The organism is Bacillus sp. 1NLA3E, assembly GCF_000242895.2.
Lineage (GTDB): Bacteria > Bacillota > Bacilli > Bacillales > Cytobacillaceae > Bacillus_BU.
The window spans coordinates 2372568-2386959 of record NC_021171.1; the positions used below are offsets into that span (position 1 = coordinate 2372568).

12 protein-coding genes are annotated in these 14392 nt (G+C 37.4%); 1 reads left to right on the top strand and 11 read right to left on the bottom strand.

The features are described from left to right. Positions 1-124: 124 nt before the first annotated feature. The 9 genes from B1NLA3E_RS23935 to B1NLA3E_RS11345 form a co-directional block, all read right to left on the bottom strand. Positions 125-247, bottom strand: a complete 123-nt coding sequence (locus tag B1NLA3E_RS23935) for a DUF4023 family protein (protein WP_083935086.1) — start codon at positions 245-247, stop codon at positions 125-127. A 73-nt stretch (positions 248-320) separates the two neighbouring features. Then, a complete protein-coding gene (locus B1NLA3E_RS11310; protein ID WP_015593974.1) occupies positions 321-1670 on the bottom strand; it encodes an ABC transporter permease in 1350 nt (449 codons plus the stop codon). Further along, complete coding sequence (locus B1NLA3E_RS11315; RefSeq protein WP_015593975.1) at positions 1667-2359, bottom strand: ABC transporter ATP-binding protein; 693 nt, start codon at positions 2357-2359, stop codon at positions 1667-1669. Before B1NLA3E_RS11315 ends, B1NLA3E_RS11310 begins: the two co-directional genes overlap by 4 nt. Before the next feature lie 137 nt (positions 2360-2496). Then, positions 2497-4458, bottom strand: a complete 1962-nt coding sequence (locus B1NLA3E_RS11320; RefSeq protein WP_041580471.1) for a DUF6449 domain-containing protein — start codon at positions 4456-4458, stop codon at positions 2497-2499. Further along, positions 4433-5332, bottom strand: coding sequence for an ABC transporter ATP-binding protein (locus B1NLA3E_RS11325; protein WP_015593977.1), 900 nt, complete (start codon positions 5330-5332; stop codon positions 4433-4435). The genes B1NLA3E_RS11320 and B1NLA3E_RS11325 overlap by 26 nt, the downstream gene beginning before the upstream one ends. Next, the gene (locus tag B1NLA3E_RS11330) at positions 5325-5714 is read right to left on the bottom strand and encodes a GntR family transcriptional regulator (RefSeq protein WP_015593978.1); all 390 of its coding nucleotides are present in this window, start codon (positions 5712-5714) and stop codon (positions 5325-5327) included. Before B1NLA3E_RS11330 ends, B1NLA3E_RS11325 begins: the two co-directional genes overlap by 8 nt. Positions 5715-5930: 216 nt before the next feature. Beyond that, positions 5931-7487 (bottom strand): C40 family peptidase, encoded by a 1557-nt coding sequence (locus B1NLA3E_RS11335; RefSeq protein ID WP_015593979.1) that lies wholly within the window; start codon positions 7485-7487, stop codon positions 5931-5933. Between the two features lie 114 nt (positions 7488-7601). Next, positions 7602-11018, bottom strand: a complete 3417-nt coding sequence (locus B1NLA3E_RS23285; RefSeq protein WP_015593980.1) for a LysM peptidoglycan-binding domain-containing protein — start codon at positions 11016-11018, stop codon at positions 7602-7604. Positions 11019-11285: 267 nt separating this feature from the next. Further along, positions 11286-11483 (bottom strand): hypothetical protein, encoded by a 198-nt coding sequence (locus B1NLA3E_RS11345; RefSeq protein WP_015593981.1) that lies wholly within the window; start codon positions 11481-11483, stop codon positions 11286-11288. Positions 11484-11725: 242 nt separating this feature from the next. Between B1NLA3E_RS11345 and B1NLA3E_RS11350 the strand changes: the two genes are divergently transcribed. Continuing rightward, positions 11726-12019: a hypothetical protein gene (locus tag B1NLA3E_RS11350; protein ID WP_144061466.1), complete on the top strand. Its 294-nt coding sequence runs from the start codon at positions 11726-11728 to the stop codon at positions 12017-12019. 17 nt (positions 12020-12036) lie between these two features. On the opposite strand, the gene fabF is transcribed toward B1NLA3E_RS11350, so the two are convergent. Continuing rightward, entirely contained in the window at positions 12037-13272 is a 1236-nt protein-coding gene (gene fabF / locus B1NLA3E_RS11355) for a beta-ketoacyl-ACP synthase II (protein WP_015593983.1), read from the bottom strand. Positions 13273-13293: 21 nt separating this feature from the next. Then, on the bottom strand, positions 13294-14238 hold the full coding sequence (locus B1NLA3E_RS11360) for a beta-ketoacyl-ACP synthase III (protein ID WP_015593984.1): 945 nt from the start codon (positions 14236-14238) through the stop codon (positions 13294-13296). Between the last annotated feature and the right edge of the window lie 154 nt (positions 14239-14392).

Sequence of the window (14392 nt, forward strand, 5' to 3'; positions counted from 1 at the left end):
TTTCTTAATTTCCCCATTTTTGGTATTAGTATTCCATAATAACCCAACAAAAAAGAGCATCGGGGTTGCCCGATGCCTCACTCATTTTATCTGAATTTTGAACTAAATTTATTTCCCTAACGCTTTAGTCATGCTGTTTCTGAGGTAGATGTCTTCCGGGGTGACCACTTCCATGGGTTCTTTTATTCTTTTCTTGTTTTTTCTTATTTTCATTCAGTTTCTCTACAAATTCACGAGTATTTTCCATTGATAATCCTCCTTAGGTTTAATCCTCGTAGTTACTGTAACCAACTGGAAGGAAAAACATTCGCAACTAAAAGTTAAACTTCTCTTCTCATCGCCCTTAGCACATCAACTTTAGTAGCCCGTTGTGCCGGTCTTAGCCCAGAAAGGATTGTCACTAAATAACAAATAATGAAACAAATCAAAGGTAATGACCATGGAATATAGCTGAACAATAAATCTTTAGGTAGCTTTTCATCAAATACCTGTTGAATTATTAATGGAAGACCAAAATTCACAGCATAACTAATTGCATATGAAACTACGGTCCCAATCAGTGCCCCAATCAGCCCAATATAACTACTTTCCAATAGAAAAATGTTTTTAATCGTCCTTGGATTTGCGCCAATAGCCTTCATGATCCCAATATCTGGAGCTCGCTCAGTAACGGCCATAGTCATGGTATTATAAATACCAATGGAGGCAATCAAAATGGCGATTGTTCCAATGAAAATAAGGCCAGCTTTTACGATTGTAAAAACCATATTGATCTCTTTTAATTCATTTAGAACCGAATAGGTGGCGTATTTCTTTTCTTCAAGCCTATCAGAAATCCTTTTTACGGCTTCCACATTTTTAGCATATATCTTGACCTGATCGTATTGGTTAACCATATTTTCTGGCACCTTCATATCTGGATTGTTTGGGTCCTTCATCATCCCTCTTGGTGTACCGGTATATGTTTCTATTTCCTTTAGGGTTTCCTCTGAAATAAAGACGTTTCTATCATAACTCCATTGCTTGGATGGTTTCTTACCAATTCCAACAACAGTGACCTGTATACTTTTCTTTTCCGTTTTTCCATTTTCAAACTTACTAACAACCAAAGCAACCCTTTTACCGATTAGGTCCTCTTTATAAAGATATTTGGCCTTAACCTTCCCTTTTTTATCATATAGATCATTTGGATCAGCATCCTTTGAAGCAAGTTCCTTTATAAAATCATAACCTACTATCACTTCATCCTTCTTTTCAGGAAGTCGACCAGAAGAAAGCTCAAAGCCTGATTTCATCTCAGAGGGCATATGGGTGACAATGGTCTCGGCACTAGTTTGATAATTGTCAATTTCATAATTCGCTTGCTGCTGAAGTTGAATCCGACGGGTTACCGCCTTCACATTTCCCAGCTTTTCAAAATATTTAACGTCCTTATTCGTTAATTGCTGAAAGTTTCCTTTATCCACTTCTTTTCCATGTACTTCAATCTCTGTTACGATTCTTTGTTCCGTTATATCTTTGACAATTGATTTTTGCAGGCCAAATCCAACTGATGCAAGCACAATCAGGAACGCACATCCCATTGCCGTGGCTAAGATCGTCATAAAAACTCGTGTCTTACTCTTTTTCATGTTTTGCCGGACAAACCGGAACTGATCTTTTAACTTCATGATGCAATCATCTCCTCTAAAATCCGACCATCCTTTAGTTCAATCATTCGGTGCCCAATTTTTGCCACTTTATCATCGTGAGTAATAATGAGGAAGGTAATACCAAGGTCGCGATTCAAGTCAATGATAAATTGCAGCAAATCGTCTTCCGTTTCACTATCAAGACTTCCGGTAGGTTCATCGGCAAGTATAACTGGGGGATTCACAATTAATGCCCTAGCAATACTGACCCGTTGCTGTTGTCCTCCGGAAAGCTCGCCCGGATAATGGTCCTGATAATCAAGGAGTCCCACCTTGGCCAGCATTTCTTCCGTTAACTTACGACGTGCCACTTCGCTAACCCCTTTTAAGATTAATGGCAGTTCGATATTTTGGAAGGCAGTCATGCTTGGGATTAGCTGAAAGCTTTGAAAAATGAAGCCGAGATTTTCGATACGAAAGTCTGCGAACTTTGCTTCATTTAATTCAGTAACCAGAACTCCATTTATCCAAATTTCCCCTTGCATAGGGTGAATAAATCCACTAATGAGATTTAGTAGTGTTGATTTTCCAGAACCGCTTCTGCCGACAATGCTCACTATTTCCCCTTTATTAACTTTAAACGAAACATCTTTTAGCACAGGGATAACCGTTTGACGACCCTTTTTCCCAATTTCAAAATCATGGCTTATTTTTTGCACCGTGATCATAACCGTTCCTCCTCTAGAAAATATTATCTTTTTTGATAAATATTTACATGTTAATGATGCAAAAAAGGGCGCGGTTCATAAAGCGAACCGCTCTATTATGTAAGCCCTCAAAAAATCCAATCCGTAACCTTACTAATTTACTTAAAATAGTTTTTTATAAAATCTGGAGTATGCTCCTCATTTAAATAGTACACTTCCTGATAGTTGCCATCATTAAAGTAGAAAATGGCGATGTATTTATTTTTATATCTCGACCCTACTTGATTAAGACTTTGCGCTATTTGCCTTTTATCTGTAATTTTCAATAAATGTTTTCGTTTTTCAATTTCTTTTATGTTTTCATCCATATCCACTAAATCGTTTGCTTTCATTTCTGCCACCAGGACATGGTCTATATCTTCTGATGTTACTAAGGAGCGATCGAGTAATTGTTTGTCCTCAAGCCATTTTGCAAATTTATGATAGGAAGGCTTGAAGTTGAGATAGACAGAGCGTCCTTTTCCAATGAAGATTTGAATACTTGAGCCGCGGTCTTGATAATAAATCTCATCCTCGTAAGATTCATTCAATATGTCAGCTTTTAACGCTTGGACTGCTTCTATAACTTCGTTAGGATTGGAAATGACAACATTTTTCCCATAAGGAAAATTCGCTGTTATCGTGATTTTATTAGCTTTGTTTTCATCCACTTGGAAAATCTCTTTGGTAGTCCGTTTATACTCGTTTGACTCATAAATGGATTTGTAGTAATCTTCATAAATTTCTCGATTGACCCTGTATTGACGAACGATTTGATCCCCATTTTTCAAGTTATACATAAAAAAAGCAGTTTCATATTGACCATCAATCAGCTCTTGATTCATTTTTTTATCCGCGAGGATCTGATGGTGTAACTTGCGGACTGCCTCAATGTTTTCTATCCCTTTCATTTTAGAGGGAACAAAATATGGCGCATATGTCTCACTATTGTCAATGAAAATGTTTGGATTGTCCGATAAAAAGACACTCTTGATCTCGCTTTGATCAGGAATCTTTTGTTCATAAATACCGAGAGATTGCATCACAACAATCAGTAATCCAATAACAGCAGAATATATAGCTAACCCTTTTAAACTACTAAAAACCCGCCATGTTTTCTGGAGAACCATTTCGGCCACAAAGTAACCAATGATGGCACCTACCACATAGCCAAAGATTATCCAGCCCAAATTGGTATTTTGAATTTCGCTGAAATACACCCCTCCAAACAGCATCGTGCAGAAAGTAACTCCATATTTAAATATTGAGCGCAGCTTTGAATAAGCAATCGCCTCAGAGGCTGCTTCCAGTTTTCTTTTTTTATAGAAAAATAATGCTAGAACAAACAGGATAATCACTAATACAGCATAGAATAACCCATAACCCCATTGTAAAGGGCGACCATCAAGAACAGCTGCATAGGTGATCGGTGACATTTTTTCAAAGTCTTTGTTTAAATAATAGTCACCTGGAAAGCCATATAGAAAAATTCTTAAATTAAAAAAGATTAATAATGTTATTCCCATCGGAAATAGTAGAAAGATATATGTTAAGACACCTTGGACTGCTGAAATCCCTGTCATCATTGCCACAAACACTCCTGCGGAAAAAAGAACCAGATTCAGTAGAATAGTAACCCCCACCCAGTACAAAACGTCCCTCATTCCAAAGTAAAGATCCAAATCAAGAGAAGCATGAGTGATCATGACAAGAATGGCAATCAAGAGGACGGGAATGACAAGGAGCCCTACACCCGTTATCACATAATGATAAAACAACATCTCTCTTCGAATTGGCAAACTGTGCATCAAATCTACAGACTGTTTTACATGTAAAAATCGAAAAAGGAAAACAGCCAACAGGACTGGAATGATAATGAGTAGGACGATCTGAATAACGAAATCAGATTGAAACAGACTGTCTAACGGCGCTTTGACAAATTCATCTTTTGAATAGGTCATCATCATTCTGATTGGCAATGCAAACAACAAGCCAATGAAATACACGATAGAGACCCAGCCAACGCTTCTTAAGATTTGCAGGAGGATTTCTTTATTAAACAATGACATTTTCAATGGCATAGCCGATATCCCCCATTTCGTAAATAAAGATTTCTTCAAGTGTAAGGGGGAGTAAGTCAAAAATTACCGGATTGGTCTTTTGGATTTTTTCAAATATGACCTCTTCCTGCCCCCTGACAATACAAAGCTGAACGCTACCTCTGGTCTCGGTATGGAGTACGTTAAGATCTTTAAGAACATTCTTTGGAAGCCCCTCTTTATAGGCGACTTGCACTTTGTGGATGTCTGATTTCAATTCATCAAGCTCTTTTTGCAGTAATAGGACACCCTTATGAAGGATCCCAATATGGTCACATATATCTTCAATTTCACGTAGATTATGAGATGAAATCAATATCGTCATCTCTCTATCTGCAACATCCTGAATCATTAAGTTCTTCACTTTTTTTCTAATAACGGGATCAAGCCCATCCATTGGTTCATCAAGGATGAGAATATCAGGCTTGGAAGAAAGGGCAAGAATGAATGCGGTCTGTCTTTGCCAGCCCTTTGAAAATGATTGTATTTTTTTGTTTATATTAAGATCGAAGGATTGCACGAGTTTTTTGAATCGCTCTTCGCACCAGTTCGGATAGAGATTTTTATATAAATTAGCCATTTCCCGTGTAGTATATTGTGCGAGAAAAAAGGGCTGATCCGAGATATAAAAGATTTTCTGTTTCAGACTGATATTTTCGTAAACTGGTTGGCCATCTATCATCACCTCGCCTTTTTCCTGGCGATAAATTCCAGCAAGCAGTTTGATCAACGTCGTTTTTCCTGCTCCATTTGAACCAATTAATCCATAAATGGACCCTGTATGGATGGAAAGGTTGACATTTTCCACTGCTAATTGACGATCAAATAATTTACTGACGTTTTTCATTTCAATCATTATTGTCGCCTCCCCCTTTCAATGAGTCTAGTTCTTGGATTAATTCAACTAATTCTAATGCAGAAACACCAAGGTAAAGTGCTTCTAAGATCAACTTTTCTAACTCCCTTTTTACTGCTGTTATTTTTTCCGAATCCCTTGTCTGATTGGTCGGATTCACAAAGCTCCCCTTGCCCTTTACTGAATAAATAAAGCCTTGGATCTCCAATTCCCGATATGCCTTCTGGATCGTGTTCGGATTAATTGTCAGCTGCTGAGCCAATGTCCGAACAGAAGGCAGCTGTTCATCAGTCTTGAGAACCTCGTTGATGATCAGTTCCTTTAATTTATCAACAAGCTGTTCATAGATGGGTTTGCGGCTCCTCATGTCAAGCTCAAACATAATGACCCCCGTTCTGTAGTACAGGTGCTAGGCTCCATCCTTTTTTTAAGCAAAAATAATGCCCTCTCATCTGTACTAAGTGTACTATCATTCTTAATACAGTTTGATTATATTTCATCTCTTTCCAAAAAGAAAGCCCCTTTTTACAATTTTTTCAAACACAATAAAATGCAAGGAATCAATCCTTGCATTTTCATTTACCCTTCTAGCTTTTTATCAATAGACTCTTTTAGCTCCTATATAATATTTTGACCAGTAAGTGTTATCTAACGAAACAACCTGGATCCCTTTGGAACTGGTGGCGGAAACGAATTGATTGTTGCCGGCATAAAATCCTACATGTGAAACCACTCCAGGGGTATTTACACCAAAGAATACGAGATCACCAGGTTGTAATCTGCTTCGATCAATTGCCGCTCCTTTCGTATATAAATTACCAGAAGTTGTACGCACCATATCGACACCGTGTTCTTTAAACATGTAATATACAAATCCAGAGCAGTCAAAACCACTCGGTGTTTCTCCACCCCAAACATATGGCACTCCTATGTAGTGATTGGTGTCTTGAACCAACCCTTTTTTTACAATGGCATGTTCAATGGCTGTAACGGTGACAGTGTCTTCAGCACCGGTTGTGGGCAATCCGTAATTACTTTGAAAGGTTTTAAGGGCTTGAATTGCTGCGCTCTCATAACTACCGGTCGTTGCTGGAACCACGAAATAGCCAAGCGTTTGTAACTGTTTTTGAACAGGCGTTAATGTTACAACCATATTCGTTGATTGAGGTACGTTTAATCCACCATTTGGGATGATAAGGACCTGTCCTATCAAAATCATATCGGTTGACAATTGATTTATGTGTTTGAGAGCATCGACAGTTGTATTATATTGCTTGGCAATCGCCGAAAGACTATCTCCTGCTTTAACTGTATAAGATACCGTTTGACCTTCTGATGAAGGTGTTATTGTGGTTGCTGTTGGGATTGTTAAAGTCTGTCCAACGAACAATCGATCCGAAGTTAAATTGTTTCCACTTTGGATGGCATCTACTGTTACTCCGAATTTTTTAGAAATTCCCCAGAGGCTATCCCCTGAGACTACTTGATAAGAGGCGATAGTTGTAGAAGTCTGAGGTACTGTAGAGGGCCCGGTTGGTGTTACCAAATTGCTGCTACCACCGGGAACCGATAAGACCTGTCCCACACTAAGCACATCAGAAGTTAATTGATTTGTACTTTTAAGACTATCTACGGTAATGCTATATCTTTTTGCAATGCCATATAAGCTGTCTCCGGCAACAACCCTATAAGTTGTTGATGGAGTTACACTTGGTACTGTTGTTTTTGTGATGTATAATACTTGTCCAATACTGAGCATATCTGATGACAGGTTATTTACAGCCTTTAATTGGTCCACAGACATTCCATATTGTTTAGCTATTCCAAATAAAGTATCTCCTGCTTTTACAATATAAGAAGCACCTTGGTCTGCATTAATTGTACTTGCCTCGGCCGAAGTCGAATTAAAATGATTCCCAGTAAGGCTTATCGTCGATATAATTACCGTACCGATCATGATTTGAACTGTTTTTACTATAATTTTTTTTGGTATCTTTTCATTCATGTATTTTTGAACATCATTTTCCAAGTTTTCGGACTGTTTCTCTTGAATAGTGTTGAATTCATTAGCAAACTCAGTTTCATTTTGATCTAAATATAAAATAACCATATAACCGTCTTGTTTTGGGACGATTTGATGTTTTATTATATTCATTGCTATATCACCTCTATGTTTTAACATTCTCTAGTTTAAAGATAATATGAAATTTTAATTTTAAAAAAAGAACTCCGCAAATAACGAAGTCCTTGAGTATTTAAATAAAAACCGTTATGGGGTGACGGTTCCATCTGTCGGTGTGGTTTGTGGATTTAACCAAGTAGAGATATCATTCCAAATTTGTGGATTATCTTGACCTAAGCTCCAGTTTCCAAGTCCCTTAACACCATATTTATGCACCAAATCAATTTTAGCCTTTATGGCATCTGAATTCTCGAACCAAACGGTATAAGTACCTGCTGTTAAAGTCTTTCCACCAACTGTCATGACTGGGTCACCTTTATTTATTGTAAACATGGCTTTTGCAGATTTTGTGGCTTCATCAAATGTAACTGTGCCGTTGTATAAATCTAAAGCCTTCTGGATTTGAAAGTTTGAAATTCCATCGCCCCCATAAGATGTGCCATCCATCCAATAGCGGCCATAATGGCCAACTCCAACGACGATTTGATCTTCTGCCACTCCGTTATTTAGCGCATATTGAATCGACTTCTCAACAAAGTTAATGCTTGCAATTGGTCCTGGGTCACTTCCTGGATAGCTTTCATCGTAGGCCATGATCATTAAATAATCAGCATACTTGGCTAAGCTGGTATAATCGTAAGACCCTTGCCACCCTTTCGTATATCCATACGGGTTAGCAGCAACGGCTACAGATACTTCTTTATTTTCTGGAAGCTTTTCATTTAAAAGTCGGATGAAATCCGTATAATCGTCCCTGTAGGCTTCAGTTACATTTTCAATATCGACGTTTACTCCATCTAAATTATATAAACGAACCATGTCAGCAATTTGCGTGGAGAGTTGTTCTCTATTTTTTAGTGCCATTTCTCCCATTGCTCTGTCCCAATGATTGCTTAAAAATGGAACCACTCTTATCCCTGAACTTTGCATGGATACAATAAATTGACGATCAAACTGTGAGGTTAATTTTAGTGTACCGTTGCTGTTAAGATCAAAATAGCTAGGTGAGACAACATTAATCGTTTTCTCCGTTTGTCTCACACTAACGAGATAGGTTTGTGAGCCCCCAAAATATAAATAGCCCATATTAAAAAACTGTTGTTCTGTGATGTTAGGGGAACTAATTCCCGCTACACTTGGAAGATTTAGTACTTGCCCGACACTTATGATTGTATTACTTAATTGATTCAATTCCGTTATTTTATCAATTGACACATTAAATCTGTTGGCGATTGCCCACAAAGTATCCCCACTTCCAACCACATAACTCGTTATTCCAACCACAGCTGTCCTACTAATGTTTCCGAATGGATCCATTTGATTGATCGTTACAAACGGTCGATTACCGGCGAAGGAAGTAATGTTTAAATCCAGTTCGAATCGTCCTGCTTCATTCGAATTAATCGTTTGTTTTATCTCCTGTGGCCCTGTTTGTCCCATTACGGACACATTAACCACCGATAATGGCTCCGCTTGCCCTGTAATTTTATAGTTGAAACCTGTCGCTTTTTTTTCAACTTTACTCGTATACACCACAGGTTCGATAACCACCGTATCCTTCTGAATGGGACTTGAAATTTCTTCACTAACATTTCCAGCTTGATCTATTTGAGTGATACGGACTGTTAAAGGTCCATCTTTCAAACTGCTGAGATCAATTTGTTTGTCATAAAGTCCATTTAAGACAAGAGCCTCTTCCGATATTTTGTTCATTCCATCAGAAATCTCAAAATGGACAATGGCACCCTCTTCGGCACTATTACCTCTAATGTGAAACTCACTTGCATTTTGCTTACTTACTTTACCATTTGAATCAAGAATTACAGATGAAACAGGATTGACTATTGTATCCTTCAAAATCCGTTTTTCAAATGTGGTACTTTGGTTACCATATTGATCTTGTGACAAGGCTGTAATCATTAATTCTCCATCTTGGATTGAATTAGCATTAAGCGTGACTGAAAAATCCCCGTTATTATCAGAGTGAGTACTAAGATTAATCGTATTGGTTTTACTTATAATTTTTAAATCGACTAGGCTATTTGGTTCCGTTTGTCCAGAAACTGTGTAGGTACCTACATTTGATTTTGAAATGGTAGGGAGATTATCAAATATAATTCTTGTCGGTCCTTTCGTGTCCTTTATGATAACGGAAGAATTAATCGGGCTTTTGTTACCAGCGCCATCTTGTGCAACCACAGATATCGTAATTTTCCCATCTTGAAGTGTAGACAAATCCAAATTGGTTGAAAATATCCCACTTGTGTCTGCATTAATTTCTTTGGAGATAGTCTGTTTTGACTCATCAAGCACCGTTACGACAATGATTCCATTTGTCTCAGTCGTTCCCGATAATTTATAATCTATAACATTTTGCTCAGTCACCACTTTTTCAACTTGGACATTTGGGATTGAAGGTGGTGTTGTATCTTTTACAATAACTGCTTCAACAGTTCCCGGAAAAACTAGATGCTGACCGACATTTATTACATCTGTTGAAAGGTTATTCAGTTCCTTAATTCTAAGCACTGTCGTATTATATTTTCTTGCAATTCCTGTTAACGTGTCGCTTGGTACAACTACGTAATCAATCACTGTTCCTGTAGGAACAGGTGTTGGTGTTGGTGTTGGTATTGGCACTGGAACTGGTGTGGGTGACGGTACTGAGATTGGCTGATGTGCCGGTATTTTTAGGATCTGACCGATGTTAATGGTATTTGTTAATAATTTGTTTTCAGTTTGAATGGCTGATACAGATGTGTTAAACCGTTTAGCAATTCCATATAACGAGTCCCCAGATACAACCTTATAAATGGTAGAAACCGTTTGAGGAGTTGATGGTGCAATTATTGGTGGTGCTGTTATCGGTGGTGTCACGGTTGTTGGTGGTGCTGTTGGAACGTTCGGTGCCACAGTGGCACTCGTGGGTGGGTTTAATACTGGAATGGTTAAATGCTGTCCAATAAAAATTGTATTAGATGTTAAGTTATTCTTTATTTTGATGCTTTCGGTGGTTGAATAGTATTTATTAGCGATTCTGAATAACGAATCTCCAGGTACAACCGTATATGATACAAACGGTAATTGCAGGGTTTTGCCGATAAATATAGTGTTTCCTGATAATTTATTTAATTGTTTGATTTGGTCCACACTAATTCCATTGGCTGCAGCAATACCATAAAGAGAATCACCACTTTTAACGATATAGTTCACATATGGAACTGTTGAATTGATACTAGGTACCTGATTTATTTCTGCTTTTGTAACAATCTCACCAACGGGGAACGATCCTAATAACATTGCTCCCATCATAACTGTAACAGTGCTCACTTTAACATGTGGGAATTTATAAATTAACAGATTTTTAATATCTTGACGAATCGATAATTTGATTTCTTGATCTCTTCCAAGTTCTCTAGAAAACTCAACATTAGGATGACTAACAAAAATAACCAGAGAATAACTGCTACCTTCTTGCAAAAGTTTATATTTTACAATTTCCATGGTCAAACACCTCACTTTTTATCTATTAGTATTTTTCGATATGTTTAGTAAAATCATGTATACACAAAAAATACTCTAAAAAAAGGGAGAAAAATTCACAAAAAAGGCGCACAGTATTTCAAATGAAATACTGTGCGCCTTTTAGGATGATTTAATTTTTAGATGGATCTTTTCCAAAAATCAAAGATTTAATTGAAAGGACGGGAAAACATCATTTTCTAACTCGGAATGAGAATGATTTTGTTGATTGTAGAAAATTCAGTTGCTTTATACGTCTTTCCAAACCTCATCATAAATATCGCTATCCCAATATTCTATTTTAATTTCACTAAAATCTGCCATTTCTTTGCTGAAATTAGGGTCTAATTTTTCTTTTAAGTTCTCTGCATAGTCTAAAATATCGGCTACTTCACTTTCAGGGATATCTTTTATCACTCTTAATAATCTTTCTTTTGCCGTAATCATGGCAACCACTCCTGTATATTTTTGACTTTATAGACATTATACCACTTAATATTTCCAATATAACGATGTTAACAAAACCTTCAAATTTTACTGACATCGTCTACTGAAAAGGAAAGTAATTTACAAAAACAGGAGTATAATCAGCATATTTCCCACTATATACAAGGTGGATTAATTGACAATCATAAATTCATATGGTAAAAGGAATTATCGGAATATTAAAAATTAACGCGGAGGGCTATATGGAAAAAGTTTATGACTTAGCAAAATACAAACAAAGAAAAAGGAAGTTACGACTCAAAAAAATATTCTTAGAAGGAAGATTCACAATCTCCTTTTTACTCCTTTTTTCAATTGATATCGCAATTTGGTGGCTTATCTCTTTAAAAGCTGCAATAATCTACACGCTGCTCATTTTGTTAATTCCTTTTATCATTAAGGGCGAGCAAACAAATAAACAAAACCATTCATCCACTTTTCGTAAGCCACAAAAAAAGTCTTTCATCAAAAATAAAAAAACCCGAATTTTTAAATAAAATTCGGGTTTTTACCATTAGTATTTTTTAAAGATTAATGTGGCATTGTGACCACCAAATCCTAAAGAATTGGATAATACAAACTCAACATTACTTTGTCTTGCATTATTTGGAACATAGTCCAAATCAAGTTCTTCATCAGGTGTTTCGATATTAATTGTCGGAGGAATAATACCCTCTTTAATAGTTAATAGAGCAAATACTGCCTCAATCGCTCCAGCTGCCCCCAACAAATGTCCAGTCATTGATTTCGTTGAACTAACAGGAACCTTATAGGCATAATCCCCAAATACCTCTTTGATCGCCTTAGTTTCGTACAAATCATTATAATAAGTGCTTGTACCATGTGCATTAATATAATCAACTTGCTCAGGAGTAATCCCTGCATCATTTAATGCCAACTTCATTGCACGCTGACCACCTTCACCATTTGGTGCAGGTGTCGTAATATGATAAGCGTCACCGGTAGCTCCATAACCCACTATTTCTCCGTGAATTTTTGCACCTCGAGCTAAGGCATGTTCTAGCTCTTCTAAAATTAAGATTCCTGAGCCTTCGGCGATTACAAATCCATCACGATTTTTATCAAATGGGCGACTTGCTTTTGTCGGATCGGTATTAGTCGAAAGTGCCGTCATGTTAGAAAATCCAGCAATCGTCATTTGGGTGATCGCAGCTTCGGTTCCTCCTGCAATCATCATATCCAATTCACCATTCTGAATCACACGGAAAGCATCACCGATTGAATTTGCACCTGATGCACAGGCCGTTACAGAGCAATTATTGATTCCTTTCGCTCCTAATTCAATCGAGACACGACCTGCGGCCATATCGGGAATCAACATTGGAATGATAAATGGGCTTACCCTTTTTGGACCTTTGTCCATAAAGCGCTTATGTTGTTCTTCGAACTCATCTAATCCGCCAATTCCAGAACCAATCCATACGCCTACACGTTCTGGATCCACATTTTCGCCAATATGGACTCCAGCGTCCATTATTGCCATCTTACTAGCTGCAACAGCAAATTGAGTATAACGACCCATTCGTCTCGCTTCTTTACCATCCATAAATTCTTCAGGCATGAAGTTTTTTACTTCACCAGCTACTTTTACATTAAATCTTTCCGTATCAAACTTTGTGATAGGTGCTACACCCGACACACCGTTTTTAATATTGTTCCATGTTGAATATGCATCATTTCCTACTGGAGTAACGGCTCCAATCCCTGTAACAACTACTCGTTTTTTCATCGTTCTCTCCTTAAATGCAATTTATTTACCCCATTTTAAGCATACTGAACCCCAAGTTAAACCTCCACCAAAACCGACCATGACAATAATATCCCCATCATGAATTAAACCGTTTTGAATTTCTGAAAACAAAGCTAATGGAATGGAGGCAGCTGAGGTATTACCATGTTTTCTAACGGTGGTAGAAACCTTTTCTTGATCAAGACCAAGTCTTTCTCTTGCCGCATCGATTATTCGGATATTTGCTTGATGTGGAATGAGAAAATCTATATCCTCTTTCCGCAGTCCAGCTCTTTCAACAACCCTTAAACTAGATTCAGGCAATTGACGAACAGCGAATTTGTACACCTCTCTACCGTTCATGGCAATCTTGCCTGTCTCTGCGTCAATATATAAATGGTTTCCGCCGCTACCGTCTGCACCAAGTTCAAAGGATAAAATCCCTCGGTCCCCAGAGACTTCACTTAGAACAACAGCGCCTGCACCATCACCAAATAAAACACATGTAGCCCGGTCTGACCAGTCCAGCGTTTTAGTGAATTTTTCACTACCAATCACCAATATATTGTTATAAGTATTACTCTCAATAAATGGTTTGGCAGTTGCCATTGCATATATAAACCCTGAACAAGCAGCACTTACATCCATAGCTGGGATATTTTTAACTCCTAAGGCCTCTTGTACCATGCAAGCAACCGAAGGAAAAGGATGATCAGGAGTAGAAGTTGCAACTAATATCATATCTATGTCAGAAGCATCTAAACCAGCGTCTACAATCGCATTTTTAGCAGCTTTTATTGCCATATGTAATGTATCTATATCATCCCCGGCAATTCTGCGTTCTTCAATCCCTGTTCTGGTACGGATCCATTCATCGTTAGTATCTATTCTACTTTCTAAATCAATATTTGTAACAATTTGCTCAGGTAGATATGTCCCAACACCGATAATTCCAACTCTTTTCATTCCATCACCCTAACATCCTTGATTATTATGACATTTACAAATTATGACTAGGTCATAATATCTCCTATAAAATCATTATAAACGGAAAACGGTTAAAAGTGAAGGAAGGAAAAATTATATTTAGGTGAAAGTTAAAAGAATGAATGAAAAGAGG

Coding starts and splice junctions, on each gene's coding strand:
- B1NLA3E_RS23935 (WP_083935086.1), bottom strand. CDS start 247: ATGGAAAATACTCGTGAATTTGTAGAGAAACTGAATGAAAATAAGAAA.
- B1NLA3E_RS11310 (WP_015593974.1), bottom strand. CDS start 1,670: ATGAAGTTAAAAGATCAGTTCCGGTTTGTCCGGCAAAACATGAAAAAG.
- B1NLA3E_RS11315 (WP_015593975.1), bottom strand. CDS start 2,359: ATGATCACGGTGCAAAAAATAAGCCATGATTTTGAAATTGGGAAAAAG.
- B1NLA3E_RS11320 (WP_041580471.1), bottom strand. CDS start 4,458: ATGCCATTGAAAATGTCATTGTTTAATAAAGAAATCCTCCTGCAAATC.
- B1NLA3E_RS11325 (WP_015593977.1), bottom strand. CDS start 5,332: ATGATTGAAATGAAAAACGTCAGTAAATTATTTGATCGTCAATTAGCA.
- B1NLA3E_RS11330 (WP_015593978.1), bottom strand. CDS start 5,714: ATGTTTGAGCTTGACATGAGGAGCCGCAAACCCATCTATGAACAGCTT.
- B1NLA3E_RS11335 (WP_015593979.1), bottom strand. CDS start 7,487: ATGAATATAATAAAACATCAAATCGTCCCAAAACAAGACGGTTATATG.
- B1NLA3E_RS23285 (WP_015593980.1), bottom strand. CDS start 11,018: ATGGAAATTGTAAAATATAAACTTTTGCAAGAAGGTAGCAGTTATTCT.
- B1NLA3E_RS11345 (WP_015593981.1), bottom strand. CDS start 11,483: ATGATTACGGCAAAAGAAAGATTATTAAGAGTGATAAAAGATATCCCT.
- B1NLA3E_RS11350 (WP_144061466.1), top strand. CDS start 11,726: ATGGAAAAAGTTTATGACTTAGCAAAATACAAACAAAGAAAAAGGAAG.
- fabF (WP_015593983.1), bottom strand. CDS start 13,272: ATGAAAAAACGAGTAGTTGTTACAGGGATTGGAGCCGTTACTCCAGTA.
- B1NLA3E_RS11360 (WP_015593984.1), bottom strand. CDS start 14,238: ATGAAAAGAGTTGGAATTATCGGTGTTGGGACATATCTACCTGAGCAA.